A 25,061-nucleotide genomic window follows, 5' to 3' on the forward strand; every position below is an offset into this window, starting at 1 on the left:
CTGATCCCCGCTCGCGACGGAGGTCATTATGCAACGAACTCTGAAGGAAACCGTGCGGGATGCGACACCGCTCGGCAGGCTCGGCACCCCGCGGGACACCGCGCACCTCGCCGCTTTCCTCTGTTCGCCCGAAGGCCAGTGGGTGAACGGGCAACTGTTGCTGAGCAACGGTGGTCTCGTGGGAAGCTGAGCGCGGCACCGTGGAAAGGAGCGCGCATGCGCTGGAGTACCTTCGCCGACGAACAGGGCAGGGAACGGGCCGGAGCCTGGAGCGCGGCCGGACTGCATCCCGCGCCGGTCGGCGAGACCCTGCTCGGCCTGATCGAGGACGGACGGCTCCCCGAGGCCGCCGAACGGGCACTGGCCGAACCGGCGGTGGATCCGGATTCGGTCCGGCTACTGGCACCGATTCCCCGGCCACCGTCCATCCGGGACTTCATGGCCTTCGAGAACCACGTGGTCACCTCGTTCGCCGCGATCGGGGTCGAGGTGGATCCGTTGTGGTACCGGCAACCGGTCTTCTACTTCACCAATCCCGCAGCGGTGCGCGGGGCCACCGAACCGATCCCGGTCTCGCCGGGCAGCGCCGCGTTCGACTACGAACTGGAGATCGCCGCGGTGATCGGCCGGGAGGGCGCCGACCTCGATCCGCGCACCGCGATCGAGCACGTGACGGGCTACCTGTTGTTCTGCGACTGGAGCGCCCGGGATCTGCAGGGCGCCGAGATGAAGCTCAATCTCGGCCCGGCCAAGGGAAAGGACTCCGCGCACAGCTGCGGGCCGTGGCTGCTCACCGCCGATGAACTGGACGGTGCCGCGAGCATGTCCGCTTCGGTCAACGGCCGCCCGTACAGCGCGGGCAGTCTCGCCGATCTGTACTGGAGTTTCGGCGAGATGATCGCCTACGCCTCGCGCGGCACCCGGGTGCTGCCCGGGGACCTGATCGTCTCCGGAACCGTGGGCACCGGCTGCATCCTGGAGCTCTCCCGCACGCACGGCACCGAGGCGTATCCGTGGCTGCGGCCCGGTGACCGGGTGCGCCTGGAAGCACAGGGACTCGGCGCGATCGAGGCCCGCATCGAGGACGGCGCGCCCGTCGTCGCGCTGCGCGAGGGGGACCGATGACCGAGATCACCGTGCCGGGCAGGCCGCGGCTGCAGGAGGTTTCCGCGGACATCTACGCCTACGTGCAGCCGGACGGAACCTGGTGGATCAACAACACCGGGTTCGCCGTCGGCCCGCAGGGGGTGGCCGCCTTCGATTCCTGTTCCACCGAACGGCGCACCCGCGCGCTGCTCGAGACCATCGCCTCGGTGACCAGCGCGCCGGTGCGCACCCTGGTGAACACCCATCACCACGGCGATCACACCTTCGGCAACGCCCTGTTCCCGCAGGCGACGATCGTGGCCCACGAACGGACCCGTGCCGAGGCGATCGCGTTCGGCCCGGCACGGGAACTGCCCTGGTGGCAGAACCCCGAATGGGGCGAACTCCCGCTCGAACCGCCGTTTCTGACCTACACCGACCAGGTCACGCTGTGGTTCGGCGAGCTGCGCGCCGAGGTCCGCTATGTCGGTTCGCCCGCGCACACCAACAACGATTCGGTGATCTGGTTCCCCGAGCGTTCCGTGCTGTTCTGCGGGGACCTGGTGTTCCACGGCGGCACGCCGTTCCTGCTGATGGGCTCGGTCGCGGGCGCGATCGGGGTGCTGGAACAGGTGCTGCGGCCCTTCGGCGCGGAGACGATCGTGCCCGGCCACGGACCGGTCTTCCACGACGACGCGCCCATCGCGGACACCCTGGACTATCTGCGGTTCGTGCTCGATCTCGCCGAACGCGGGCACGCCGAGGGGATCCCGCCGCTGCAGGCCGCACGGGACACCGGGCTCGGCCGGTTCGCGGACTGGCCCGATGCCGAGCGCATCGTGGGCAATCTGCACCGCGCCTACGCCGAACTGGGCGGAACACCGCGCGGCGGCACCATCGACACCGCGACCGCGCTCACCGAGATGGTCGACTACAACGGCGGGAAACCACTGACCTGTCTGGCCTGAAGCCTCAGCCGATGGGCTGGCGCCGCCTGCCGATCAGGAACCAGCACAGCGAACCGAGGAACGGTGCACAGAGTGCGAAGATCAGCCAGACGATCTTCATCCCGCCGTCGATGTTCGAGAAGATGATGCTCACGAAGGCGGCCACGATGAACACCACATAGGCCAGGGCGATCAGGGTGAGGAAGATCGCCAGTCCGAATCCCAGTCCGGAGACGGAGTCGGCGAGGACGGTGGTGTGCGTGGCAAGCATGAGTACGTGATCCTTTCCCGATTGACGTCCTCACGCTAACCACACCGCGTGTTCTCCCACATCGGTCCGCGGTTGGATCGGCCATCCGACCGTGGACCGATGCTGACGAATGCCCTAGGATTAGGTCATGCGAACTGATCCTGGGTCGAGCGAACTGACGTTCACCGAGGTGGCGCGGCGCAGGCAGATCACCGCGGCCGCGATCGAGACGGTGGCCGAACTCGGCTACGGGAAGGCCTCGTTCGCCCAGATCGCCAAGCGCGCCGGGCTGAGCAGTCCGGGGCTGATCTCCTACCACTTCGCGAACAAGGACGAGCTGATCAGCCAGGTGGTCGCGGAGATATACGCGACCGGGGCGGAGGTCATCCACCCGCGCACGGACGGCGCGGAGACCGCCGGTGCCCAGCTGCGTGCGTACGTGGCGGGCAGCATCGCCTTCTACGATTCGCACCGCTCGCACATGCGCGCCCTGATGCAGATCCTGAACGGGCACCCGCAGGCGCGGGAACGCTGGTTCGACCGGCCCAACTCGGCCGAGCTCGACGGGCTGACCGAAGTACTCACCGAGGGGCAGCGCACCGGGGAGTTCCGCGATTTCCCGCCGCGCACGGTCGCGACGATCGTCCGGGATCTGCTCTCCGGCGCGCTGCTGCGGCTGCTCGGCACCCCGGATCTGGATGTTCAGGAATACACCCGCGAACTGGTCGCCCTGTGCCAGAGCGCTGTTCATGGAGGCTGCGCTGTCGAAGGGAACACGGCATGACCGAGATTCACGGCACGATCGCCCCCGGATTCGAGGCGGTCGGCGAGGCGTTCGCGCGCAACCTCGCCGAAGGAACGGAGGTGGGCGCGGCGGTGGCCGTGTACGCCGAGGGCAGGCCGGTGGTGGACCTGTGGGCGGGGCTCGCCGATCCGGAAACCGGCCGCGCCTGGGAACGGGACACCCTGCAGCTCGTCTACTCCACCACGAAGGCCGCGACCGCCGCCTGCGCGCTGCTGCTCGTGCAGCGCGGCGAACTGGACCCGGACGCGCCGGTCGCCGAATACTGGCCGGAGTTCGCCGCGGCGGGCAAACACGGCATCCCGGTCCGCTGGCTGCTCACCCACCAGGCGGGATTGCCCGCCCTGGATCGCCCGCTCGCCCGCGATGCCGCACTGGAGTGGGATCCGATGGTCGAGGCGCTGGCCGCGCAACGGCCGCTGTGGGAACCGGGCACCGCGCACGGGTACCACGCGCTCACCTACGGCTGGCTGGTCGGCGAGGTCGTCCGCCGGATTTCCGGGCAGAGCCTGGGAACCTTCTTCCGGGAGCAGATCGCCGAACCGTTCGGGCTGGACTTTCACATCGGGCTGCCCGTGCCGGAGCTGCCCCGGGTGAGCAGGCTCGTGCAGCCGCCACCGGACTTCGACCGGTCCATCGACCTGGACGCGCTCCCCGAACCGATCCGCGAGCTGGCCAGGGCGTTCGCCGATCCGGATTCGCTGACCCGGCGGGCTTACGGCTGCGTGGAACCCGCGCTCGACCACGACGCGGAGGCCGAACAGTGCGCCGAAATCCCCGCCACGAACGGCATCTGCACCGCCCGCGGGCTGGCGCGGTTCTACGCCGCGCTGATCGGTGAGGTGGACGGGCGACGGCTGCTCAGCGCGGAAACCCTCGCCGCGGCCACCACCGAACACACCAGGGGACCGGATCTGATCACGCACCTGCCGTTCCACATCGGACTCGGTCTCGGCCTGCCCACCCCGGAGACCGCCTGGTATTCGCCGAGCGCGTTCGGGTTCTCCGGGCTCGGCGGTTCGCTCGGCTGCGCCGATCCGGAGACCGGCCACGCCTTCGGGTACGTGATGAACCACATCCGCACCGGACCGGAGGCCGATCAGCCCGCGGCGAAGCTCACCGCCGCGTTGCTGAACGATTGCTGAAGATGCGCCCGGCAGGCCCCGGAAACTCAGGATTCGCACAGTTTTCCGGCTCAGCCTTGGCGTGGACGGCGGCGAACCGGTCGCCGCCGCACGCGAAGGAGGATGCAGATGCAGCACAGGACGAAGCTGGTCGGCGGGATCGCCGCCGCGGTGCTCGCGATCTCCGGTGTCGGTGCCGGGGTCGCGGCCGCGGAGACCCAGCCCGCCCCGCAACCCTCGGCAGACCAGCAGCAAGCCCAGAACCAGGACCAGAAACCGCAACCGGGCAAGAAGAAGCACCGGTCCCCGCTCGCCAAGGTCTCGCACGGCGAGCTGACCATGGAGGGCAAGAAGCACCGGGTGGTCGACATCCAGCGCGGCGCGGTGACCGCGGTCAACACCTCCTCGATCACGGTGCGCAGCTCGGACGGGTTCACGAAGAGCTATGCGGTGAACGACAAGACCAAGGTGCGCGCGGTGCCCGGGAAGAAACCGGAGAAGATCACCGATGTGCACACCGGGGACGAGGTCGGGATCCGCGCGGACAAGGCGGGGAACACCTCGACCGCGACCCTGATCGCCGACCGGGGCGCGGGCAAGTAGCGGCTCAGCCGGAAAGCGGCAGCGTGAGCTCGAACGCGGCTCCGCTGCCGCTTTCCGGTGCCACGCAACGAAGTTCGCCGCCGTGCGCGCGGGCGTAACCGCGGGCGATGGCGAGCCCGAGCCCGCTGCCCTCCGGGCGCCGCGCCCGCGCCGGATCGAGCCGGACCAGCCGGTCGAAGATGCGTTCCCTCTCCTGTTCGGGAACCCCGCGGCCGGAGTCGGTGACCCGCAGCAGGGCGAAACCGTCGGCAGCGCGGATATCCACGTTGATCCGGCCGTCCTCCGTGCTGGCCTGCGCGGCATTGTCCAGCAGGATGGCCAGGATCTGGGTGACCCGCGCCGGATCCGCGTACACCGTGGCCGTTCCGTGGACCGAGGCGCGCATCCCGTTGTGCGCCAACCGGATCCGCTGGCATTCCGCCTCGGCGAGTCCGTGCAGCTCGAGCGGTTCGCGGTCCAGGCCGATCCCGACATCCAGCTTGGCCAGATCGAGCAGGTCCTCCACGAGCTTGGCGGCGAGCCGGGATTGCCCGCGCAGCAGGGTGAGCAGCCGCTCCCGTTGCTCCCGTTCGAGTTCGCCACCGCCGAGCAGTACCTCGGCCACCGAGGACATTCCGGCGATCGGGGTGCGCAGCTCGTGTGCCGCGTCCGCGACGAACCGGCGGGTGCTCTGCTCCGATTCGCGCGCCTGATTCTCCGCGCCCTCCAAGGCGTTCAGCATCTCGTCGATGGCCGCGGCGGTGCGGCCGATCTCGGTGTCGGTGCGCCGCGGGGCGAGCCGGTTTCCCCGTTCACCGGCCGCGATCCGGCGCGCCATGCCCGCCATGGTGTCCAGCGGGGCGAGCGCCATCCGGACCACGAGGATGATCAGCACGGTGGTGGCGGCGAGCGCCACGATGCCGGTGATGATCAGTACCCGGATCAGCGTGCCCTGCGCCCCGGAGAGCAACCGGGTCTCCGGGGCGAGGATCAGCCGGGAGCCGTCGCGCAGCCGGACGGTCCTGCTGTCCTCGCGGTCCTCACCGGGCACCCGGCCGTAGACGCGGCCATCGGGCAGATCGAGCTCGGCGCGCACCGAACGCCGGTCGAGGCGGCGGACCAGTTGCTCCGGTGGTACCCCGCGCGCGTCGAGCTGGCGGGCGAGCCGCACCCGGTCACCGAGCACCGTGTTCACCGCTTTCGCCGATTCCGCGGAGAACAGCAGCCCGACGGCGAGCACGGTCGCGGCGAGGACCGCGAGGAACACCGCGAGCACGGCGACCAGCACCCGGCGCCGCAGCGAGGTCGTGACCAGGCCGGTCATTCCGCGGCCTCGGTGCGGAAGACATATCCGTTGCCGCGCACGGTGTGTACCAGGCGAGGGCCGTGCGCCTCCAGTTTCCGGCGCAGCGCGCTGACGTGTACCTCGACCAGATTCGGGTCGTACTCCTGATAACCCCACACCGCGTCGAGCAGCTGGGTCTTGCTGAGCACCCGCCCGCGGTGCGCGGCGAGGTAGTCCAGCAGGCGCAGTTCGGTGGCGGTCAGCTCGATCCGGGCACCGCCGCGCAGCACACTGCTCGACTGCGGATCGAGCACCAGCTCGCCGGTGTCCACCACCGCGGGCAGGCTTCCCGTTCTGCGCAGCACCGAATCCACCCTGGCGAGCAGTTCCTCCAGGACGAACGGCTTCACCACGTAGTCATCGGCACCGCAGCGCAGCCCGTGCACCCGATCGCCGACCGCGTCCCGGGCGGTCATGATCACCACGCCCGCGCTGCTGTGCGCGCGGATCAGCCCCAGCAGGGCGAACCCGTCCCTGCCGGGCAACCGCAGATCGAGCAGCACCAGGTCCGGATGGAACCGCACCAGTTCCTGTTCGAGCTCCGCCCCGTCGGCGCGGGCGAGCGCCTCGTGCCCGGCCCCGGTCAGCGCCGTCTGCACGGCGACCCGGATCGCCTCGGAGTCCTCGATCACCAGTACCCGTGCCATGGACACATTCTGTGCCCGGATAGGTGAAATCCGCTGAACGAGGGTGAGCGCACGCTCGCGCACACTATACGAACACGAGTGTTCGTGATACTTTCCGTGCCGGATTCGCCGCAGTCCGGAACTGCGGCACTGTGGAACGAGGGGACTCGTGATGAATCTGCTACGAAAACTGCGACCGATAGTGGTCGCGGGGGGGCGGTCCTGGCCCTGTTCGGGTCGGTGAGCGGTATCGCCTCGGCCGGGACCGCGGCACCCGAGGGCGGGGCGCACTACTACATCCTCATCGGCGGGACCTGCGATGGGCAGGCCGGAGTCTACGACCAGGCCTGGCTGCAGGGCGGGATCCGCAAGGTCGTGCAGTACCCGGCGGGAGCGGCCGGACTGCCCGGCTGCGACCAGACACCGATGGACCAGAGCGTCGCCGCGGGGCATACCGAGGGCGACCGGGTGGTGCAGGAGGCGTTCGGGGAGAACCCCGGCGCGGAATTCACCGTCGTCGGCTATTCGCAGGGCGCAGTCGTGGCCAACATGGTGCTGAACGACATCGCGGACGGGAAACTGGGCGTGGACAAATCCCGGTTCTCCGCGAAGCTCTACGCCGACCCGATGCAGCCGGTCGGCCCGCAGAGCAGGGGAATCAGCGCGGTGCTTCCCGCGGGGACCGGGGCGCCCTCACCGTTCGGCGGCTACGTCTCGTTCGGCCCGGGGCGCACCGACTTCGGCGGGATCCCCTACATCCGGTACTGCATCGAGACCGACGGGGTGTGCAATTTCGAAACCCCGGAGGCACCGGGCGGATACTTCGCCCAGCACCAGTGCTACCAGTGGCTGCGCCCCGACGACCACCGCTCGATCATGGGCGACACCCTGGCCGATGGCGTGTACAACAACGCGTCCACCCCGTTGCCAAGGCAGAACTGTCACCCGCCCACACCGCCCGCCTGATCCGCTACCGCTCGCCGAGCCTGGCCCCGAACAGTTCGCGGGCCAGGCTCACCAGCGGTTCGCGCAGTTCCGGAAGGCTGGCGCTGTCCCCGGCACCGAGCCGGGTGGTCACCAGCGAACTGGTCGCCGCGACAAGGGCCTCGCAGGCGAACCGGTCCCGTTCGGCGGTGACCCCGAGGATCCCGATCATCGCGTCCACGAACAGCCGCTGCACCGTGGCGCGTTTGGCCAGCGCCACCGGGCCGGCCGCGTAGACCTCGATCAGGAAGGTGCGGGCCAGTTCGGGCTCCGCGGCCAGGGTTTCCAGATAGCTCGCCAGTCCCCGGCTCCATCGCTGCAGGGCGGTACCGGTATCGCCGATCGCCTGCCGGGTCGCCGTACCGAGCCGTTCGACCACCGCGTCGTAGGCGGCGAGGAAACAGTCCTGTTTGTCGGTGAACAGCTCGTAGAAGGTCTCGCGCCCCACCCCGGAGCGCCGGAGTACCGCGGCCACCGAGGTCTTCACATAGCCCTGCTCGGCGACCACCCGCGCCATCGCATCGAGCAACCGGGCCCGCTGCACGGCGCTCACCTGTTCGCGGCTGAGCCCGTGCCGCCCGCGCGTCAGCTTGCCCTTCCCGTGCTCGCCGATCACGCTGACCACCGTAACAGCAACGGCTTCACGGCTCCGGCGCCGAGGAACCGAGTGCCGCTCGTGTCGCGTTCTCCCGCGGGTGGAACGCGGTTCTCGTCGGACTGCGCCAGCGGCCATCGGATGTGCGCAGCCAGGCCCGTGGCGCGGCGGCGAGCGCGAGCGCGGCGTCCAGCATCCGCAGCGGGAGATACAGCGGTGCCCAGAGCAGGTAGCGGAACCGCCTTTCGGCACAGGTCACGAACACGGTCAGGGCCACATCCGGGGCGAGCACCCCGATTCCGATGGTCTCCGGCGGTAGGACCGCGGCCACCGGCGGCAGCAGGAAGGACAGCACGGCGAGCAGCGGCGCGGCGCACAGCAGCACCCCGGAGAGCACCAGCTCGAAAAGATAGGCGGCGAGCGCGAAGCTGAACACGTCCGGGCGCGGCCGATAACGGCGCACCGCCTGCCAGAAACCGAGCGCCCAGCGGTGGGTCTGGCGGACGTATTCGCCGAACCGGTTCGGATCCTGGGTGGTGGCAACGGCATCGAGGACGAACGCGATCCGGCCGAGCCGGTTGCGGTGTACCTCGAAGGTCATGTTGAAGTCCTCGATCACCAGACCGGGTGCGTCGATTTCCAGGTAGGGCAGCACTTTCGTGCGGTACATGCTGGCGAACCCCGGCGCGATCGAGATGGCGTTCGCGTGCCGCCAGGCCTGGCCGAACTTCATCAGCCGCTGCAACAGGGAATAGACCCGGGCCCGGTGCGCGGTGAGCAGCTGGGCCAGCGGGGTGCGCGGGGTGGCGGACCATTCGGTGCGCGCGCAGCAGGCGACCACCACGATCTCCGGATCGTCGAACAACGGCAGCGCGCGCTCGAAATAACTGGGCGTGAGCCGGGAATCGGCGTCCAGCAGCAGCACCACCGAATACCCCTCGATCAGGCCGAAGTGCTCGATCCCGTAGCACAGTGCCCGTGCCTTGCCGATGTTCGCCGGGGTGCGGGCGATCCGGACCCCGGCGGATTCGGCGATCTCCTCGGTGCGGTCGGTCGAACCGTCCGAGATCACGTGTACCTGCCGCGGTGGCAGGGAAGCGGTGATCGCGGCGAGCGAATCGGCGAGTACCGGTTCCTCGTTGTGCGCGGCCATCAGCACCGCGACCTCGTCGCGCCCGACCGCACCCGCGCGCGGCCGGTGCCTGCCCGATACCGTGCGGTGCACCAGCCGCAGCCGGTCCTCGAGCAGCCGCAGCACCCCTGCGGTGGACCAGAAGGTGACGTTCGCGCCCACCACGAGCAACGCGAGCAGCCAGGCTGGGATCACGAAACGCTCCGCAGACTGGCGCGGTTCGCCGCGACGACCGATTCGATGATCTGCTCGAGCGAGTGCCGGGGCGCGAAACCGACCCGTTCGCGTGCCCGGGTGCAGTCCGGGATCCGGCTGGTCATGTCCTCGTATCCGGGCCCGTAGGCCGCGGAATAGGGCACCGTGACGATCTCGCTCGCCGATCCGGTCACCGCGATCACCCGCTCGGCGAGCTCGCGGATGCTGACCGGTTCCGCACTGCCGAGGTTGTACGCCGTGCCGTGCGCCGATTCCTCGGTGAGCAGGGCGTGCATCGCGGGCACCACATCGTCGACATGGCAGAAACACCGCACCTGACTGCCGTCGCCGAACACGGTCAGCGGCTCGTTCGCCAGCGCCTGGGCGACGAATCGGGGCAGCACCATGCCGTAGTGCCCGCGCTGGCGCGGACCCACGGTGTTGAACAGCCGCACCACCACCGCGCCGAGGCCGAATTCCCGGTGATAGCAATAGGTCAGCGCCTCGTCGATCGCTTTCGCGTCCGCATAGGACCAGCGATTCCGTTGCGGCGCACCGAGAACACGGTCGTCCTCCTCGCGAAGTCCCGGCTTGTCGTTCTTCCCGTACACCTCGCTCGTCGAGGCGAGCAGCATCGGAATACCGCGCTGGCGCGCCGCCTCCAGCACGGATTCAGTGCCGTGCAGATTGGTCCGCAGGCTGCGCAGCGGGTGGTCGAGGATCGCGAACACTCCGACCGCGGCGGCGAGATGGAAGATCCCGTCCACATCCCGGGCCGCGTCCAGTACGGTGCCGAGCTCGGCGGCCGAACCGGTGCGCAGCCGCAGCCGCGGATGCCCGGTGACCGCTGCGAGGTTGTGCTCGGCGCCGGTGGACAGATCGTCCAGCACCACGACCTCGTCGCCGCGGCGCAGCAGGTGCTCGCAGAGATGGGAGCCGATGAATCCGGCCCCTCCGGTCACCAGGTATCGCATGGGTACTCCGTTCCGTGTCATACGAGCAGGCCGGTGGTGCGCGGCAGCCGGTAGCTCGCGTCCAGCACGAGCGGGCAGTCGGCGAGCCAGTCGTAGTCGATGCCCTCGTGCAGGGTGTGCACCAGGACCAGATCCCAGTTCTGTTGCTGTGGCAGGGAAACCCCGCGCAGGAGCACGCCGTCCGCGCTCGGGAAGCTGTCCACGAGCGGGTCGTGGTAGCTGACCCGCGCGCCACGCTCCACCAGGCCGCCGATGATCTGGCGCGCCGGGGAATCCCGGATGTCGGCCACCCCGGGCTTGTAACTGACCCCGACCACGAGCACCCGCGCGCCCGCGGCCGCGTGCCCGGCATCGGAGAGCACGGTCAGCGCGCGGGCGACCACCTGCCCGGGACGGGCGGCGATCGCTTCCATGGCGGAGTTCAGCAGCGGGGTCGGATGGCGCGCGGCCCGCAGCTGCCAGAGCAGATAGTGCGGATCACAGGGGATGCAGTGCCCGCCGACACCGGGCCCGGGATAGAAGGGCATGTAGCCGTACGGTTTCGTCGCCGCGGCCTCGGTGACCGCGATCGGGTCGATGCCGAAGGTGCCGCAGATCCCGGCGAGTTCGTTGGCCAGCGCGATGTTCACCGCACGGAAGGAGTTCTCGTACAGTTTCGTCAGCTCCGCGATCTCCGGGGAATCGACGATGTGCGGATCGGGGGAGAACAGGGCGAGCAGTTCCGCGGCCCTTCGGGTGCACTCCGGGGTGATCCCGCCGACCACCCGCGGCGTCTCGACCTGGGTGTGCTCGGCGCGCCCGGGATCGATGCGCTCCGGGCTGAACGCGATGAACACCTCGGTTCCGGCCCGCAATCCCCGATCGCGCAAGGGGTCGGCGAGCAGTTCGCGGGTGCAGCCGAGGTAGGTTGTCGAGGTGAGCACCAGGGTCTGCCCGGGGCGTGCGGAGCGCACGACGTCCGCGCAGACCGCGCGCAGCGGGCCGAGATCCGGGGTGCGGCAGGCGTCCACCGGGGTGGGCACGCAGATCAGTACGGTGTCCGCCTCGGCCATCCGGTCCGGATCGGTGGTGAGCACGAATCGCGGGTCGTGCCGCGCGTTCCGGAGCAGCAGCCGGTCCGCGGGAAGCAGGTCCGCCGCGCCCTCGGCGATGACCGCGAGCCGTTCGGGACTGGCGTCGATACCGAGGATGCGGGTGTTCTCCCGCCACAGGGCGAGTGCGGTCGGCAGGCCGACGTAGCCCATCCCGAGCACGGCGACGGTGTGCGTGCCGGTCAGTACGGGTCTCGGTGCCGCATCGAGTGTGGTCATCCGGTTGCCTTTCGTCCAGTGCTGATGCCGCAGGAGCGTGCGATGTTGGCGGCCTCGAGCGCGTTGTGTACGCCGAGCTTGCGGAAGATGTGCCGCCGGTGCGTGCGAACGGTGTGTTCGGAAACCAGCAGTGTCTTCGCGATCGTGGGGGTGCTCTCGCCGGTGCTGAGCGCGGCCAGTACCTCGTGTTCGCGACCGGTGAGGCTGGCCAGTGGTCCGGCGGGCGATCCGGCGCGCAGCCGCTCGACGAGCGCGGCGACCTGTTCCGCGGAGAACCAGCAGGCGCCGGCAAGTACCGTTTCCAGCGCCGTGGTCAGTATCCCGGGTGCGGCTTCCTTGGCGACCCAGCCGTCGAATCCGGCGACCGCGGCGCGCACCGCGAGCTCGGTGCTCGTGCTCCCGGTCAGCGCGAGCAGCACGCAGTCGGGGATGGCGGTGGTGATCAGCCGGGCGAACACTTCCGGTCCGTGCGCCAGTTCCGCCACCTCGACGGTGACCACATCCGGGCGGGCGGCGTGCAGCCGGTGCAGCAGATCGGCGGCACCCGAGGCCGCGGAACCGGCGAGCACGACCCGGGCGGCGAGGCCGGGGATCTCGGTGCACGCGTGCTGCCGGTCGACGGCGAACACCCGGATGGTCTCCATGGCGTCCAAGCCAATCGCTTCGAGGCGCGGTTTTCCTCCCTCCCGCGCCGGAATTCCGGGCCATGCGGATCGATGAGCCGAACTCATGCATTCGCATGAGGCGGGAACCGCGCCGATCACGCAGGCTTGCGGGTATGCGCAAGCTCCTCGTGTTCGTGCTGTTGCTCGTGTTCGTCGCCGCGTTCGGCTCGGTTTCCGCCGCGTCCGCGACGAAGCCGACCGTGGTCACCCTGACCTTCGACGACGGCAACGCGGATCAGACCGCGGCGCTGCCCATCCTGCGGAAGTACGGCATGGTGGGCACCTTCTACATCATCACCGGATCGGTCGGCGAGCCGAACTACCTGACGCGCGCGGAGCTGGACAACATCGCGGCCGCGGGCAACGAGATCGGCGGGCACACGGTCACCCATCCCGATCTGACCACGCTGCCCGCCGACGAGGTCATGCGGCAGGCCTGCCTGAGCCGCTCGACGCTGGCCGGCTGGGGTTACCGGGTGACCTCCTTCGCCTATCCCTATGCCGCGGCGAACTCCGCGGCCGAGACCGCGGTCGCGAACTGCGGGTACAACAGCGCACGCGGGCTCGGGGACATCGCCTCGGCCTACGGCTGTAAGGGCTGCCCGCGCGCCGAAACGCTGCCACCGCGGGATCCCTACTGGTTGCGCGCGCTGGACGAGGTGGACCCGCGCTGGACGCTCGCGCAACTACAGGACACCGTGACCAAGGCGCGCGCGGCAGGCGGCGGACTGCTGCCGTTCACCTTCCACCACATCTGCGACGCCTGCGACGAGCTGGCCATCAGCCCGGCCCTGCTGGACCGGTTCCTCGGCTGGCTGAGTACCCAGAGCGGGGTTCAGGTGAAGACCATGGACCAGGCGATCGGCGGGCAGCTGCGCCCGATCGTGAACGCGCCGCCGGGCACGAACACCGGTCTGGTCAACGCATCCCTGGAGAACCCGGCGGGCGGCACCGGGCTGCCGGACTGCTGGATGGAAGGCGGCTGGGGCTCGAACAGCGCGACCTTCCGCAGGACCACCGACGCGCACAGCGGCAGCTCCGCCGAGGAGGTCCAGGTGACGAACTATCAGAGCGGGGACGCGAAACTGCTGCCCACGATGGATCTCGGCAGCTGCACGCCGAACGCGGTTCCGGGGACCGCCTATCAGGTAGGCAGCTGGTACAAGTCCACGGGAATCACCCAGTTCGCGCTGTACTACCGGAATTCCGCGGGCGGCTGGGCCTACTGGACCTCGAGCCCGTGGTTCGCGGCCGAGGGTGACTGGACCCAGGCGAGCTGGACCACCCCGCCGCTGCCCGCGGACGCCACCGCGGTCAGCTTCGGGCTCGCCCTGATCGCGAACGGAACCCTGGTCACCGACGATTATTCGTTCGGCCCGGCGCGGTGATCCGGCTCGCGCTGCCGGGAACGGTGCTGTTGCTGATCGTGCCCCTCGCGGGATGCTCGACCGGGATGGCCGAGTACCCGGTCCACCGCGACATCGTGGCGACGACGTTCTGGGTGGGTGAGCTCTTCGACGCGCGCGCGGCGGACGGCAGCCAGGTGTACTCGGCCTACGACTCGGCGTGGCGGCAGCACTACGGCGGCTGTGACGGTGTGGTCACGAATGGCAACTGTGAAACCGAACGAAGGTCATCGGAAAACGGTTACTTTCCCCGAAGGATGGTGCCGAAGGAAAACCCCTTCTATCTTGATTTGCCATTTGACGATATCGGTGATCCGCAGGCCTTCGCAATGCGTGCGCGGGTGGTGCCCTGGGCCGGGGAATTCGCCGGATCCGAAGGTGATCGCACGGTGAGCTTCATGAAGAACCGCTGGGTCCGGATCAGCAGAGGGCAGCGGGTCTGTTACGGCCAGGTGGAGGACGCGGGCCCCGGTGTTTACCACGACGCGGCCTATGTGTTCGGCACGGCGGCCCCGCTCAACAAACGGTTCAACGGCGCGGGAATGGATGTCTCACCCGCGCTCAACGGATGCCTGGGATTCACGTCGCTGAACGGACAATCCGATCAGGTGGACTGGCAATTCGTTTCCCGTGCGGAGGTCCCGGACGGACCGTGGTCACGGATCATTACCGAAAGTCCCGTCTTCCAGGGGCCTTAGGGCCATTCTTGAGTGAGGTTTCATCACCTCGGTAACTCCTCGTCGTTGGCGCCGATAGACAAATGTGTTGGCGTCTTGGCTCGCGCACTGGGAGGTCGCCGATGGTGTTGATTCCGTCCTCGCTGACGCGCTGGATGCCACCGGTCCGGATGCTGCTCTCCAGCGAGCTCGCCTGGTTGCTCGCCGTCATCGTGTTCGTGGAACTGGCGCTGCACGTGTTCCGGCTCGCCGAGGTTCCCGTGCTCGGTCTTCCCGGCACCGCGGTGGGAACCGCTCTCGCCGCCATGGGCGGAGTTCTCGCCCTGTTGTACGGGATGCTCGCCAGGGTGCACCGCGCCGATGAGCGGCTGCCCATGCTCGCGACCGCCTGGGCGGGTTTCGCGCTGATCGCACTGCCGCTCTGGGTGGTCGCCGCCGGTTCCGGGAACCGGATCGCCGAGGCAGGCAGGCTGTTCGCCACCGTACTGTTCCTCGGCCTGCTCGCCTGTGCGCTCGGTGCCCGCCGGTACCGCTGGATCTGCGGGCTGCGCGGGCTCGCGGGCACGCTGGTCCTGACCGTGGCGGTGCTCGTGCTGCTTGCGGTGACCCGGCCGGTGTGGCTGTGGCCGCTGACCGACTCGGTGATCCCGCTCGCCCTCGCGCTCGCCGCCGCGCTGGTGCTCGCGGCCGCGTTCGCCGTGCGGGGGGTGCGCGCGAAGGAACCCGCGCTGGTCCGGAACGGCCTCGGGCTGGCCCTGCTCGGCGCCGGCCAGCTGGCCGTGATCTCGGCGGGAACCGTGGCCACCGAGGCGACCTTGCTGCGGGTGCTCGGGCTGGCGGTGCTGATCTGGGGGCCATGGCGGGAACTGTGCGCGGCGATGCGCACCGATGCGGTGCGGGACCACGAGATCGGCAACGCGCTGGCGAATCTGGCCGCGGTCCCCGAACTGCGGGTGGAGCGCGAGGAGATGGCCGGTATCCTGCGCGCCGAACTCGGCAGGCTCACCGATCTCTACTACGAGCGGGGACACGAGCCGGGACTGGCCGAGGTCTCGGTGGTGCTGCACCGGCTCGCCGCGCTGCACCGGGTGCGCGGGATGGAGGTCAGCGTCGAGGTCCCGGAACGGTTGTGTGCCGCGCTGCCCGGTGCGGTGCTGACCCAGACGGTGAGCAACGCCCTGATCAACTGCGCACGGCACGCGGCGGGCGCTCCGGTGCGCATCGACGCCAGGGCGGACGGCGAACTGTGCCTGATCGACGTGACCGATTCCGGGCCGGGGCCGCGATCCCGGTCCGCTGCCGGTGGCCGGGGCATCGGTCTGGCGCTGAGCAGACGGCTGCTCGCCGGGCACCGCGGCAGCATCACGCTACGTCCCGCCGAGCGGGGTTTCGGCTGCACCGCACGTATCGCCGTACCACTCGCGGGCGCCCGCGCGTCATGAGCGCGCCGACCGTCCTGCTCGCCGATGATCACCGGTTGTTCGCCGAGGCAGTCGGTATCGCGCTGGTGGAGCGCGGTTTCACCGTGGTGGCGCGCGCGGGCACACTGGCCGAACTCGGTTCCGCGCTCGCCGCCTACGGGCCGGATGCCTGCCTGCTGGACCGGCATCTCGCCGACGGGGACACGCTGCCCGCGCTCGAACGGCTCGCCGCGGCGCACGAGCGGACGAGGATCCTGCTGTTGACCGCCGATTCGGATCCCTCCGGGGTGACCACCGCGCTGCGTGCCGGTGCCCGCGGCTATCTGCACAAGGTGTGCGGGATCGAACGGCTCGCCGCCGCGATCGCGGATGTGCTTGCCGGGCGGATCGTGGTCGAGCTGCCCGCGGGAACCGCACCGGAACCGGCCACCGGGCCGAGTGATCCGCGCAGGCTGGCCCGGCTGCTCACGCGCAGGGAACGCGAATGCCTCGCGCTGCTGGTCGATGGGCTGGACACCAGCGCCATGGCAGCGAAATTCGGCGTCGGCCGCACCACCGTGCGCAGCCATGTGCAGTCGCTGCTCACCAAACTCGGGGTGCACTCCAGGCTCGAGGCCGTCGCGATCGCGGTGCGTTATCAGCTGCTCGAGGAACGTGGCTCGTAGTCGGCGCGGAACAGGCACAGTGTGTTCCGGAACCGGTCGAACCGCCGCGCCATCCGGAGAACGGGGTTGCGGCCGAGTTTCGTCTCGCCGATCCGGTCCAGGATGGCGATGCGTTCACGGCAGCGCAGCCGGGGATTCCACCGCTCGATGTCCGAGCCGTCGCGGATTCCGGTCAGATACGGCGGATAAGCGTATCGGCGGCCGAGGACTTTCTTGGTCAGCTGGGTCAGCTTGGGCACCCAGGGCAGGAATCCGTCGAAGATCAGCTCACCACGGGGGAAGTGTTCGGTGAGCCGGTGCAGCAGCTGCCGTACCTCGTGCTCGGGCAGGTACATCAGCAGACCCTCGGCGATGATCAGCACCGGCTTTCCGGCGGGGATCCCGTCCAGCCACGCCTGTTCGGTCACCGAGGCGGCGATCATGTGGTAGTTCTCGTTCTCGCTGTAGAGCATGCGGCGCAGTTCGATGACATCGGGCAGATCGACGTCGAACCAGTGCACCCCGGTGGGCAGGGTGAGCCGGAAGGCCCGGGTGTCCAGCCCGCAGGCGAGTTGCAGCACGGTCGCTTCCGGGTTGTGCCGCAGGAAATCCGCGGTCCAGTCGTCGAACAGCTTCGGGCGCAGCGAACCGGCCGTCCGGCTGCGCCTGATGTGCGGCTTGTCGAGCTTCGCCCAGTCGTAGTCGATCCGCCGCACGGCCTCGGCCGCGAACCGGTCCCCGAGGATGGGCTCGGGATCGGCGCTGTCCAGGGCCCGCAGGTACAGCGTCACCAGCATGGTGGACTGCACACCGGTGAAATCGACCTTGTCGGTCCGCATCGCTCACTCCTCGTTGTTCGCGCGGTACTCCGCCCAGCGCTGCATGAAGCCCTCGGCGACCTCGGTCGCCGCGAACCGGCAGAAGTCCCGCAGGTCCGCGAGGCGCTCCCGCTGCTGGGTGCGCTGTTCACCGAGCACCGAGAGCCCGAACTCCGCGGCCTCGGCCCCGGCGTGCATGCGGGCGAGCTGTACCTGGAGCAGCTGGGTGAATCCGCCGGGCACGACCCGGTAGTAGTGCTCCCTCGAAGCCGAAGGGAGTCGTTCCACGAGCTCGCCCTCCTGCATCGGGCGGATCATGGTGCTGATCGAAGCCTTGCTCACCCGTAGCGCCGTGGCCAGTTCGGTCAGTGACTGCTCGGGCGGATCGCAGATCATCAGCCAGCCGTAGATCCGGCCGATGGTGCGCGGTGCGCCGACGGATTCCAGGAACAGCCCGATCCGTTCGACCAGCTCGGCCTCGCCCGAGGTCATCCATGCACCTGCCCGTCGTCATCGTTCAGAAGATTCTGAACGAACTGTACGACTGCGGAAGCGCGGCGGCAAGGGCTTGGCTGCCACAGAACAGCGGTTGACTGTGCGGGAATATCCGCGCTCTTCGATGGTCTGTTCGCGCCTGCGCCGCCTTACCGTGGACGACACGTTTTCCCGCTGTGCAAAGGAGCCGGCATGCCAAGCAGTTATGAGCACCTGATCGTCCGGGAGATGCGGAACTGCATCGGGGACTTCGCCAACGAGGGGGACGAGGCGGGCCTGCCGACCCCGGACAATCTGGGCGAGGGGCTGGCGCTGATGCGGTCCGCCGATGTGCCGGAGAGCCGGATCCACATGTCGCACATCTGGATCAAGGAGCGGGACACCCCGATCCAGTGGGTCGTCGAGCACGAGCACACCTACGACGAGGTGCTGATCTGGACCGGCAACAATCCCGATGACCCGCACGATCTGGGTGCCGAACTGTTCTTCGACATCGAGGGGGAGCGGCACATCATCAACACCAGCGGATCGGTGTACATCCCGGCTGGACTGCGGCACTGCCCGCTCGGCTTCAACCGGGTGGACCGCCCGTTCCGGTTCTCCGCGCTGTCGCTGAATCCCACCTACGTGTCGGACGAGCACGCGCGTCCCGCGTGAGCCCGCGATGGCACCGCGACGCGGCCGCCGGTTCGCGGTGGCCGGATTCCTGTTCCTGCTGCTGGGTTCCTGCGCGCCGCCGGTGACCCATATCGGCGCGGGCGGGATGCTGACGATCGGGATCCACGGCAACAGCGCGGAAACCCTCGATCCGGACAGCTCCACCTCGGCCGAGGCCGCGCAGGTACGGCTCGCCCAGCTGTTCGACGGGCTGACCAGGCTGACCCCCTCCGGGCAGGTGGTCTGGTCGCTCGCGATCGGCATGACACCGAACGCGAGCTTCGACGAGTGGACGGTCAACCTGCGGCCGAACGTGCGCTTCCAGAACGGGAAACCGTTCGGTGCCGATGACGTGATCTACAGCGTGCGCCGCACCCTCGATCCACGCCGGGCGGCCGCCGGCGCTTCGCTGATCGCGTTCGTGGACCCGGACGGGCTGACCAAGGTGGACGAGCACACCGTGCGGTTCCGGTTGAAGCGCCCGTTCTCGTTGTTCAAGCAGGTGTGGACGAGCTACTACCTGGTGATGCTGCCGCGCGGGTTCGATCCACGGCATCCGGTGGGTACCGGGCCCTTCGAATACCTCTCGGCGGAACCCGGCCGTGGTTCCACGTTCACCAGATTCGACGGATACTGGGGCAGGCGGGCGAAAATCGCGCGGTTGCAGGTGATGGATCTGCCGAGCAGACAGGCCGAGATCAACGCGCTGCAGGGTGGCCAGATCGACATCGCCGCACAGGTTCCGGCTCAGCAGGCCGATTCCGTGGCGCACACCCCCGGTCTGCGGGTGCTGGAGAGCCGCTCCAACTATCACATCTCGATCGGCATGCGCACCGATCTGCACCCCTTCGACGATGTGCGGGTGCGTACCGCGGTGCGACTGCTCGTGGACCGGGAACAGGTAGTGCGCAACGCGTTCAGCGGACGTGGCGCGATCGCCAACGATCTGGACATGCGCACGAATTCGTGTCCGCAGCCCGGTCCGGCACAGCGCGGGCAGGACATCGCCGAAGCGAAACGGTTGCTCGCCGCGGCCGGGGTACCGAACCTGGAGTTCTCCATCGCCACCGCGGACGATGAACCGGGGATGCTGGAACTGGCCCAGGTGGTGCAGCAGAACGCGGTGCGCGCCGGAGTGCGGGTGCACATCGACAAGATCGACACGGCCGGATTTCTCGCGCGCTGGAAGGAATGGCCGGTGGCGACCGGATACGATTCCGCGCCGTACGTGGACATCCTGCAGAGCACGCTTCTTCCCGAGGGGAGCAACAATCTCTCCCGGTGGGATGACAAGGAGTTCGGCGCGCTGGCGAACCGCTTGCTCAGTACCGGGAATCCGGTGGCACAGTGCGCGATCCGGCAGCGGATGGACGCGATCCAGCACGAGCGGGGCGGCACCCTGATCGCCGCGTGGAGCGACACGCTCACCGCGCATCGCGACACGGTGCACGGCCTGCCGGAGAGCCGATACCTTTCCCCGACCTATTACCTGACCGGTGTCACGGTCGGCGACTAGCTTTCCCGGCGCGAGGAGGCGCGGACATGGTGGCGAATGCGGAACCGCTCACCGGAAGCCGCCCGGTGCCGCGCGTGCTGCGCTGGCTCGGTACGCGGGTGCTGCTCGGGGTGCTGACCCTGTTCCTCGTGTCGGTGCTGATCTTCCTGGCCACCGAGGCGCTGCCCGGGGAAGTGGCGCGGATCGTGCTCGGGACCAATGCCACCCCGGAGAAACTGGCCGCGGTGCGCGTGCAGCTCGGCCTGGACCAGCCGCTGATCGCGCAGTACTGGCACTGGTTGCACGGGGTGCTGACCGGAGATCTGGGCACCTCGCTGATCAATCACTATCCGGTCGGCGAACTGCTCGCCGGACGGTTGCTCAATTCCCTGGTGCTCGGGGTGTTCGCGCTGGTGCTCATCCTGCCGCTCTCGCTGCTGACCGGGATGCTCGCCGCGCGGCTGCGGGACCGGTTCTACGACCGGGCGTTGCTCGGTTCCTCGATGATCGCCAACGCGCTTCCGGAGTTCGTCATCGGCACGGTGCTCGCCGCGCTGTTCGGTACCACGCTGTTCCACGTGCTGCCGCCGGTCGCGCTGATTCCGCCCGGTGACCTGCCCTGGTGGCATCCGGCGGATCTGGTGCTGCCGATCGCCGCGATGGTGATCATGGGCGTGGCCTATCTTTCCCGGCTGGTGCGGGTCGCGTTCCTCGATGTGCTGCAGAGCGAATACATCCAGCAGGCGGTGCTGAACGGGCTCTCGACGCGGCGGATCCTGTTCCGGCACGCCTTGCCGAACGCGCTCGCCCCGATCACCCCGGCCGCGAGCCTGGTCGCCGCGTATTCGCTTGCCGGGCTGATCGTGGTGGAGAACGTGTTCTCCTATCCGGGGATCGGCACCGCGCTCGTCGACGCGGTCGGTAACCACGATCTGCCGATCGTGCAGGCCATCGTGTTGTTCATGGCGGCGGCGTTCTATGTGCTGAACACGCTGGCCGATGTGCTGGCGAACCGGACGAGGAGGCGGCGATGAGCCTTGCCGCGGCAGGAAAGTATCTGCGCCCGGGTCAGGTCAAGGTCGGCCTCGTGCTGCTCGCCCTGATGCTGCTGTTCACCTTCCTCGGCCCGTTGTTCGCGCCGCACCAGCCGAACGGGATCATCGGCACCCCGTACGCGGAACCGGGTAACGGGCTCACGTTCGGCGCGGACACGGTCGGCCGGGATGTGCTCTCCCGAGTGCTGTGGGGCGGTTATCAGCTGGTGTGGATGTCGGTGCTCGCCGCGCTGCTCGGGGTCGCGGTGGGTGCGGGGATCGGGCTGCTGGCGGCGTTTCGCGGCGGGATACTGGAAACCTTGCTGATGCGGCTGATGGATGTGCTGCTCGCCTTTCCCGGGGTGCTGCTCGCGCTGCTGTTCGTCTCGATGCTCGGGCCGAGCAAACCGCTGCTCGTGCTGCTGGTCGCGGTCGGCCATCTGCCCGGGGTGGCCAGGGTGACCAGGGGCGCGGTGTTCCCGGTGCTGGAACGCGAACACGTGTCCTGGGCGCGCGCGGTCGGCCTGCCCGCGCGCACGATCCTGGCCCGGGAACTGCTGCCGAACGTGATGTCCCCGGTGCTGGTGGAATTCGGGGTGCGGCTGATGTGGTCGGTGGGCACGATCGCCTCGCTGAGTTATCTGGGCTACGGCATTCAGCCGCCGACCGCCGACTGGGGCGAGATGATCAGCAGCAACCGCAGCGCGCTCGGGATCCAGTCGCTGGCCGTGCTGGCGCCGATCGCCTGCGTGGCACTGTTCACGATCGGCGGAAACCTGGTGTCCGAAGGGGTTTCCCGGGTGATCGCCCGTTCGGAAGGGAGAGCCTGACATGCTCGAGGTGCGGGACCTCACGGTCGGACTCAGTGGTGGCGGCGCGGAGATCGTGCGCGGTGTCTCGCTGCACGTGCGGGCGGGCGAGATCATGGGCGTTGTCGGCGAATCCGGTTCCGGGAAGAGCACCATGGCCCTGGCGCTGCTCGGCTACGCCCGCCGCGGTACCGGGATCACCGGCGGCAGCGTGCTGATCGAGGGCACCGAGCTGCTTTCGCTGACGGGGCGCGAACTGCGTGCGGCACGGCGGGACCTGGTCGCCTATGTGCCCCAGGATCCGGGTGCCGCGTTGAATCCGGCCATCCGGATCGGGAACCAGCTCGCCGAGATCGGTGACCGCTCCGGTGTGGCTGAGCTGCTGGAGTCGGTAGGGCTGCCCGGTTCGCGCGAGTTCCTGCGCCGCCGTCCCGGTGAGCTTTCCGGCGGACAGCAGCAGCGGGTGGCGATCGCGATGGCGGTCGCGGCGCGGCCACGGCTGATCGTGCTCGACGAGCCGACGACCGGGCTCGACGTCTCCACCCAGCGCCGGGTGCTGGAACTGGTCCGGGAGCTCTGCCACGGTTCTGCGCTGGCGGGCGTGTACATCTCGCATGATCTCGCCGTGGTCGGCAATCTCGCCGACCGGGTCACCGTGTTGTACGCCGGGCAGATCATGGAGACCGGCGCGGTCGGCGCGGTGATCGGCGCACCGGCGCATCCGTATTCGCGCGCGCTGCTCGGTTCGGTGCCGTCCACCCGTGAACGCCGCGAACTGGTGCCGATCCCGGGGCGCGCCCCGCAACCGGGGGAAGCATCCGCGGGCTGCCGGTTCGCGCCACGATGTGCGCACGCGATCGACGAATGCCGCACCCGGGAACCCGCATTGACGCCCGCGGCTGCGGGGCATGCGGCGCGCTGCCTGCGTGTCGGTGAGCGGCTCCGCCGGGCGGAAAGCCTTGTGCTGCCTGCCAAGGAGATCACCGGGGACGCCGATGCGGTGCTCACCGTTTCCGGGCTGAACGCCCGCTACGGGGCGCGACAGGTGCTGTTCGACGTGTCCTTCGCGTTGCCGAGGGGGAACTGTCTCGCCGTGGTCGGGGAATCGGGCAGCGGTAAGACCACGATGGCCCGCTGTCTGATCGGCTTGCACGATCGCCAGGACGGGGAGCTGGGCTTCGCGGGGGACCGGCTGCCCGCTTCCGCGAGCGCGCGCGGGAAGGAGATGCAGCGCCGGATCCAGTACATATTCCAGAATTCGTACGGGGCACTGAATCCGCGGCATCCGGTCGGCGGTTCCATCGTCTTGGCGTTGCGGCATTTCTTCGGGCTGCGCGGCAAGCAGGCGGCCGAGCGGGTGCGGGACGCGCTCGAGCGGGTGGACCTGCCGGAGCGGTTCGCGCAGCGCTATCCCGCGGAACTGTCCGGCGGGCAACGGCAACGGGTCGCGATCGCCCGCGCGCTCGCCTGCGATCCCACGGTGCTGATCTGCGATGAGGTCACATCCGCGCTCGATGTCTCGGTGCAGGCTTCCGTGGTCGAGCTGCTGCGCTCGCTGTGCGATGACGGGCTTTCCCTGCTGTTCGTCACCCACGATCTCGGTGTCGTGCGCAGTATCGCGGACGGTGTGGTGGTGCTGAACCGGGGCCGGATCGTCGAGCACGGCCGGACCGATTCGATCCTGGGCGCCCCGGAACACGATTACACCAGGGCGCTGCTCGCGGATACCCCGGAGTTGTTCACGGCAGCCTCGCCAGGCGCCGTTCCAGGTTAGTCGGCCGGTATTCGGGTGGGGTGAATTCCGGTTTGCCGTTGTGGATGCGGACTTGCCATTCGGTGTGGTGGATGAGGGTGTGGTGGTGGGCGCAGAGCAGCACCATGTTTTCTTCGGTGGTGAGTCCGCCGTTGGCGTGGTGCTGGATGTGATGCGCTTGGGTGAGCGCCGGTGGTTTATCGCAGTCGGGGTGCGCACAGCCCTTGTCGCGGGCGATGAGTCGTCGTCGGAGTTTCGGTGGTGCGGTGCGATCCCGGCAGCCCATATCCAGCACTTCGCCTTCGCTGCCGAGGATGGTGGGGATAATTCCGGCGTCGCAGGCGATTCTGCGTAGTTGGGTGGCGGGGATAATGGTGCCGTCCATGGTTGTCGCGGTCCCGATGCCTTCGCGGAGTGCTTGTTCGGTCATGGTGACCATGATCGTGAACGGTTCCCCGCCGTTTTCGGGAAGACTCTCCGGGTTCGCCGCGAGCTGGACGATCTCGGCGAGGGCGTCGGCGTCGCGTTCGGCTGGGGTGCGGGTGTCGGGGGTGCCGCCGTTGGCTTCGCTGCTGCGGGGTTTCCCGAGCGCGTCGAGCACACTGCGGAGTTTCAACCCGGTTTCGTAGTCCAGGGTTCCATGTATGGTCCAGTTGTTGTGGCGCTGCTCGAGCCACAACTGTCGATCGGGCCGCGCCAGCTCGCGATCATCGGGTGCTTGCCCATCAGGGTCGAGGCGGGCACGCAGTTCCCGAATGGGTCGGCTCAACCCGCGTGGCCCGGCGTCACCGGCGATCTCGGCGAGCGCCTTTTCCGCGATCGGCCACGATTCACCGGTCAACACGTCCGCGGGAAGTTCGGCGGCAAATCTTCGTATCCGGTCCACATGCTCCACACCGACTTCACCACGGGAATACGCTTCCGCGGTGTTCGGCAAATCCGGCGCCAAAGGTTCGCCACTGATCCCGATCGTACCAAACAACACCCGCGCACGTTCGGCGATCCGGCGTGCTTCAGCACGGCTCACCCGCCCGATATCTTCCACCATCAAGGCAGGCGAACCGCGATACCCGAACTCCACCGAAGCGCCATGTTTGTCAAGCCACGCAACAAGATCCAGAACTGCGACCTCGGCGCGCCGCAATTCTGCGAACCGCTCACCAAGCTCGACAAGCATCTCCCGATTCGAGAGTGCCACTTCCATTTCCCCAGTGCTCATGACACCGATAATACCA

27 protein-coding genes are annotated in these 25,061 nt (G+C 68.8%); 16 read left to right on the forward strand and 11 right to left on the reverse strand.

The annotated features are described in order from the left end of the window. Window positions 1-28: 28 nt before the first annotated feature. From AD72_RS35410 to AD72_RS03870, 3 genes are read left to right on the forward strand one after another with little or no spacing between them, the layout of a single operon-like run. Entirely contained in the window at window positions 29-190 is a 162-nt protein-coding gene (locus AD72_RS35410; protein WP_082468749.1) for an SDR family oxidoreductase, read from the forward strand. 26 nt (window positions 191-216) lie between these two features. Continuing rightward, complete coding sequence (locus AD72_RS03865) at window positions 217-1,125, forward strand: fumarylacetoacetate hydrolase family protein (RefSeq protein ID WP_031464979.1); 909 nt, start codon at window positions 217-219, stop codon at window positions 1,123-1,125. Further along, window positions 1,122-2,054 carry an MBL fold metallo-hydrolase gene (locus AD72_RS03870; protein WP_031464980.1) on the forward strand — a complete coding sequence of 311 codons (933 nt, stop codon included), beginning with the start codon at window positions 1,122-1,124 and terminating at the stop codon, window positions 2,052-2,054. The genes AD72_RS03865 and AD72_RS03870 overlap by 4 nt, the downstream gene beginning before the upstream one ends. Window positions 2,055-2,058: 4 nt before the next feature. On the opposite strand, the gene AD72_RS03875 is transcribed toward AD72_RS03870, so the two are convergent. Further along, a complete protein-coding gene (locus AD72_RS03875; RefSeq protein WP_031464981.1) occupies window positions 2,059-2,304 on the reverse strand; it encodes a PLD nuclease N-terminal domain-containing protein in 246 nt (81 codons plus the stop codon). A 127-nt stretch (window positions 2,305-2,431) separates the two neighbouring features. Between AD72_RS03875 and AD72_RS03880 the strand changes: the two genes are divergently transcribed. The 3 genes from AD72_RS03880 (at window position 2,432) to AD72_RS03890 (ending at window position 4,812) form a co-directional block, all read left to right on the forward strand. Then, window positions 2,432-3,067 carry a TetR/AcrR family transcriptional regulator gene (locus AD72_RS03880; RefSeq protein WP_051897845.1) on the forward strand — a complete coding sequence of 212 codons (636 nt, stop codon included), beginning with the start codon at window positions 2,432-2,434 and terminating at the stop codon, window positions 3,065-3,067. Then, window positions 3,064-4,230: a serine hydrolase domain-containing protein gene (locus tag AD72_RS03885; protein ID WP_031464983.1), complete on the forward strand. Its 1,167-nt coding sequence runs from the start codon at window positions 3,064-3,066 to the stop codon at window positions 4,228-4,230. Before AD72_RS03880 ends, AD72_RS03885 begins: the two co-directional genes overlap by 4 nt. Window positions 4,231-4,338: 108 nt before the next feature. Further along, entirely contained in the window at window positions 4,339-4,812 is a 474-nt protein-coding gene (locus AD72_RS03890; protein ID WP_055731188.1) for a hypothetical protein, read from the forward strand. Window positions 4,813-4,816: 4 nt separating this feature from the next. Here AD72_RS03890 and AD72_RS03895 read toward each other — a convergent pair whose 3' ends face one another. Both AD72_RS03895 and AD72_RS03900 read right to left on the reverse strand, forming a co-directional pair. Then, window positions 4,817-6,115, reverse strand: a complete 1,299-nt coding sequence (locus tag AD72_RS03895; protein WP_031464985.1) for a HAMP domain-containing sensor histidine kinase — start codon at window positions 6,113-6,115, stop codon at window positions 4,817-4,819. Continuing rightward, window positions 6,112-6,783 carry a response regulator transcription factor gene (locus AD72_RS03900; protein ID WP_031464986.1) on the reverse strand — a complete coding sequence of 224 codons (672 nt, stop codon included), beginning with the start codon at window positions 6,781-6,783 and terminating at the stop codon, window positions 6,112-6,114. The genes AD72_RS03895 and AD72_RS03900 overlap by 4 nt, the downstream gene beginning before the upstream one ends. Before the next feature lie 219 nt (window positions 6,784-7,002). Here AD72_RS03900 and AD72_RS03905 point away from each other — a divergent pair, with 219 nt between their 5' ends. Then, on the forward strand, window positions 7,003-7,728 hold the full coding sequence (locus tag AD72_RS03905; protein WP_231644724.1) for a PE-PPE domain-containing protein: 726 nt from the start codon (window positions 7,003-7,005) through the stop codon (window positions 7,726-7,728). A gap of 4 nt (window positions 7,729-7,732) precedes the next feature. Here AD72_RS03905 and AD72_RS03910 read toward each other — a convergent pair whose 3' ends face one another. The 5 genes from AD72_RS03910 to AD72_RS03930 are packed head-to-tail and all read right to left on the reverse strand — an operon-like array spanning window position 7,733 to window position 12,596. Further along, entirely contained in the window at window positions 7,733-8,362 is a 630-nt protein-coding gene (locus tag AD72_RS03910) for a TetR/AcrR family transcriptional regulator (protein WP_197284867.1), read from the reverse strand. A 25-nt stretch (window positions 8,363-8,387) separates the two neighbouring features. Continuing rightward, on the reverse strand, window positions 8,388-9,668 hold the full coding sequence (locus AD72_RS03915; protein ID WP_051897850.1) for a glycosyltransferase family 2 protein: 1,281 nt from the start codon (window positions 9,666-9,668) through the stop codon (window positions 8,388-8,390). Continuing rightward, complete coding sequence (locus AD72_RS03920) at window positions 9,665-10,642, reverse strand: NAD-dependent epimerase/dehydratase family protein (RefSeq protein ID WP_031464990.1); 978 nt, start codon at window positions 10,640-10,642, stop codon at window positions 9,665-9,667. Before AD72_RS03920 ends, AD72_RS03915 begins: the two co-directional genes overlap by 4 nt. 17 nt (window positions 10,643-10,659) lie before the next feature. Continuing rightward, complete coding sequence (locus tag AD72_RS03925; RefSeq protein ID WP_031464991.1) at window positions 10,660-11,952, reverse strand: nucleotide sugar dehydrogenase; 1,293 nt, start codon at window positions 11,950-11,952, stop codon at window positions 10,660-10,662. Further along, window positions 11,949-12,596 (reverse strand): LuxR C-terminal-related transcriptional regulator, encoded by a 648-nt coding sequence (locus tag AD72_RS03930; protein WP_051897852.1) that lies wholly within the window; start codon window positions 12,594-12,596, stop codon window positions 11,949-11,951. The genes AD72_RS03925 and AD72_RS03930 overlap by 4 nt, the downstream gene beginning before the upstream one ends. A gap of 134 nt (window positions 12,597-12,730) precedes the next feature. Between AD72_RS03930 and AD72_RS03935 the strand changes: the two genes are divergently transcribed. The 4 genes from AD72_RS03935 to AD72_RS03950 all read left to right on the forward strand — a co-directional run bounded on the left by AD72_RS03935 (window position 12,731) and on the right by AD72_RS03950 (window position 16,786). Further along, a complete protein-coding gene (locus tag AD72_RS03935; RefSeq protein ID WP_051897854.1) occupies window positions 12,731-14,005 on the forward strand; it encodes a polysaccharide deacetylase family protein in 1,275 nt (424 codons plus the stop codon). Beyond that, a complete protein-coding gene (locus tag AD72_RS03940) occupies window positions 14,002-14,721 on the forward strand; it encodes a hypothetical protein (RefSeq protein ID WP_051897856.1) in 720 nt (239 codons plus the stop codon). Before AD72_RS03935 ends, AD72_RS03940 begins: the two co-directional genes overlap by 4 nt. 101 nt (window positions 14,722-14,822) lie before the next feature. Then, window positions 14,823-16,142 carry a sensor histidine kinase gene (locus AD72_RS03945; protein WP_037344770.1) on the forward strand — a complete coding sequence of 440 codons (1,320 nt, stop codon included), beginning with the start codon at window positions 14,823-14,825 and terminating at the stop codon, window positions 16,140-16,142. Continuing rightward, window positions 16,139-16,786, forward strand: coding sequence for a response regulator (locus AD72_RS03950; RefSeq protein ID WP_031464995.1), 648 nt, complete (start codon window positions 16,139-16,141; stop codon window positions 16,784-16,786). The genes AD72_RS03945 and AD72_RS03950 overlap by 4 nt, the downstream gene beginning before the upstream one ends. On the opposite strand, the gene AD72_RS03955 is transcribed toward AD72_RS03950, so the two are convergent. Together AD72_RS03955 and AD72_RS03960 are read right to left on the reverse strand one after the other, a co-directional pair. Beyond that, entirely contained in the window at window positions 16,759-17,604 is an 846-nt protein-coding gene (locus AD72_RS03955) for a class I SAM-dependent methyltransferase (protein ID WP_031464996.1), read from the reverse strand. The two genes, AD72_RS03950 and AD72_RS03955, sit on opposite strands and share 28 nt — an antisense overlap. A 3-nt stretch (window positions 17,605-17,607) precedes the next feature. After that, on the reverse strand, window positions 17,608-18,075 hold the full coding sequence (locus AD72_RS03960; RefSeq protein ID WP_031464997.1) for a GbsR/MarR family transcriptional regulator: 468 nt from the start codon (window positions 18,073-18,075) through the stop codon (window positions 17,608-17,610). Between the two features lie 195 nt (window positions 18,076-18,270). On the opposite strand from AD72_RS03960, the gene AD72_RS03965 reads away from it, so the two are divergent. From AD72_RS03965 to AD72_RS03985, 5 genes are read left to right on the forward strand one after another with little or no spacing between them, the layout of a single operon-like run. Beyond that, window positions 18,271-18,735, forward strand: a complete 465-nt coding sequence (locus AD72_RS03965) for a hypothetical protein (RefSeq protein ID WP_031464998.1) — start codon at window positions 18,271-18,273, stop codon at window positions 18,733-18,735. Window positions 18,736-18,742: 7 nt separating this feature from the next. Next, window positions 18,743-20,251: an ABC transporter substrate-binding protein gene (locus AD72_RS03970; protein WP_051897859.1), complete on the forward strand. Its 1,509-nt coding sequence runs from the start codon at window positions 18,743-18,745 to the stop codon at window positions 20,249-20,251. A gap of 26 nt (window positions 20,252-20,277) precedes the next feature. Beyond that, complete coding sequence (locus AD72_RS03975) at window positions 20,278-21,264, forward strand: ABC transporter permease (protein WP_051897861.1); 987 nt, start codon at window positions 20,278-20,280, stop codon at window positions 21,262-21,264. Continuing rightward, window positions 21,261-22,094 carry an ABC transporter permease gene (locus AD72_RS03980; protein ID WP_031465001.1) on the forward strand — a complete coding sequence of 278 codons (834 nt, stop codon included), beginning with the start codon at window positions 21,261-21,263 and terminating at the stop codon, window positions 22,092-22,094. Before AD72_RS03975 ends, AD72_RS03980 begins: the two co-directional genes overlap by 4 nt. 1 nt (window position 22,095) lies before the next feature. After that, complete coding sequence (locus AD72_RS03985; RefSeq protein WP_031465002.1) at window positions 22,096-23,847, forward strand: dipeptide ABC transporter ATP-binding protein; 1,752 nt, start codon at window positions 22,096-22,098, stop codon at window positions 23,845-23,847. Here AD72_RS03985 and AD72_RS03990 read toward each other — a convergent pair. Continuing rightward, the gene (locus AD72_RS03990) at window positions 23,813-25,045 is read right to left on the reverse strand and encodes an HNH endonuclease signature motif containing protein (RefSeq protein WP_082468752.1); all 1,233 of its coding nucleotides are present in this window, start codon (window positions 25,043-25,045) and stop codon (window positions 23,813-23,815) included. The two genes, AD72_RS03985 and AD72_RS03990, sit on opposite strands and share 35 nt — an antisense overlap. Between the last annotated feature and the right edge of the window lie 16 nt (window positions 25,046-25,061).

Origin of the sequence: Sciscionella sediminilitoris (assembly GCF_000737195.2) — a bacterium.
Lineage (GTDB): Bacteria > Actinomycetota > Actinomycetes > Mycobacteriales > Pseudonocardiaceae > Sciscionella > Sciscionella sediminilitoris.

What these genes read in the sequence shown, in the direction of transcription:
- AD72_RS03900 (WP_031464986.1), bottom strand. Translation starts at nt 6,783, where the DNA reads ATGGCACGGGTACTGGTGATCGAGGACTCCGAGGCGATCCGGGTCGCC.
- AD72_RS03955 (WP_031464996.1), bottom strand. Translation starts at nt 17,604, where the DNA reads ATGCGGACCGACAAGGTCGATTTCACCGGTGTGCAGTCCACCATGCTG.
- AD72_RS03960 (WP_031464997.1), bottom strand. Translation starts at nt 18,075, where the DNA reads ATGACCTCGGGCGAGGCCGAGCTGGTCGAACGGATCGGGCTGTTCCTG.
- AD72_RS03890 (WP_055731188.1), top strand. Translation starts at nt 4,339, where the DNA reads ATGCAGCACAGGACGAAGCTGGTCGGCGGGATCGCCGCCGCGGTGCTC.
- AD72_RS03935 (WP_051897854.1), top strand. Translation starts at nt 12,731, where the DNA reads ATGCGCAAGCTCCTCGTGTTCGTGCTGTTGCTCGTGTTCGTCGCCGCG.
- AD72_RS03965 (WP_031464998.1), top strand. Translation starts at nt 18,271, where the DNA reads ATGCCAAGCAGTTATGAGCACCTGATCGTCCGGGAGATGCGGAACTGC.
- AD72_RS03895 (WP_031464985.1), bottom strand. Translation starts at nt 6,115, where the DNA reads ATGACCGGCCTGGTCACGACCTCGCTGCGGCGCCGGGTGCTGGTCGCC.
- AD72_RS03985 (WP_031465002.1), top strand. Translation starts at nt 22,096, where the DNA reads ATGCTCGAGGTGCGGGACCTCACGGTCGGACTCAGTGGTGGCGGCGCG.
- AD72_RS03945 (WP_037344770.1), top strand. Translation starts at nt 14,823, where the DNA reads ATGGTGTTGATTCCGTCCTCGCTGACGCGCTGGATGCCACCGGTCCGG.
- AD72_RS03950 (WP_031464995.1), top strand. Translation starts at nt 16,139, where the DNA reads ATGAGCGCGCCGACCGTCCTGCTCGCCGATGATCACCGGTTGTTCGCC.
- AD72_RS03930 (WP_051897852.1), bottom strand. Translation starts at nt 12,596, where the DNA reads ATGGAGACCATCCGGGTGTTCGCCGTCGACCGGCAGCACGCGTGCACC.
- AD72_RS03885 (WP_031464983.1), top strand. Translation starts at nt 3,064, where the DNA reads ATGACCGAGATTCACGGCACGATCGCCCCCGGATTCGAGGCGGTCGGC.
- AD72_RS03880 (WP_051897845.1), top strand. Translation starts at nt 2,432, where the DNA reads ATGCGAACTGATCCTGGGTCGAGCGAACTGACGTTCACCGAGGTGGCG.
- AD72_RS03970 (WP_051897859.1), top strand. Translation starts at nt 18,743, where the DNA reads ATGGCACCGCGACGCGGCCGCCGGTTCGCGGTGGCCGGATTCCTGTTC.
- AD72_RS03875 (WP_031464981.1), bottom strand. Translation starts at nt 2,304, where the DNA reads ATGCTTGCCACGCACACCACCGTCCTCGCCGACTCCGTCTCCGGACTG.
- AD72_RS35410 (WP_082468749.1), top strand. Translation starts at nt 29, where the DNA reads ATGCAACGAACTCTGAAGGAAACCGTGCGGGATGCGACACCGCTCGGC.
- AD72_RS03925 (WP_031464991.1), bottom strand. Translation starts at nt 11,952, where the DNA reads ATGACCACACTCGATGCGGCACCGAGACCCGTACTGACCGGCACGCAC.
- AD72_RS03865 (WP_031464979.1), top strand. Translation starts at nt 217, where the DNA reads ATGCGCTGGAGTACCTTCGCCGACGAACAGGGCAGGGAACGGGCCGGA.
- AD72_RS03990 (WP_082468752.1), bottom strand. Translation starts at nt 25,045, where the DNA reads ATGAGCACTGGGGAAATGGAAGTGGCACTCTCGAATCGGGAGATGCTT.
- AD72_RS03980 (WP_031465001.1), top strand. Translation starts at nt 21,261, where the DNA reads ATGAGCCTTGCCGCGGCAGGAAAGTATCTGCGCCCGGGTCAGGTCAAG.
- AD72_RS03870 (WP_031464980.1), top strand. Translation starts at nt 1,122, where the DNA reads ATGACCGAGATCACCGTGCCGGGCAGGCCGCGGCTGCAGGAGGTTTCC.
- AD72_RS03975 (WP_051897861.1), top strand. Translation starts at nt 20,278, where the DNA reads ATGGTGGCGAATGCGGAACCGCTCACCGGAAGCCGCCCGGTGCCGCGC.
- AD72_RS03920 (WP_031464990.1), bottom strand. Translation starts at nt 10,642, where the DNA reads ATGCGATACCTGGTGACCGGAGGGGCCGGATTCATCGGCTCCCATCTC.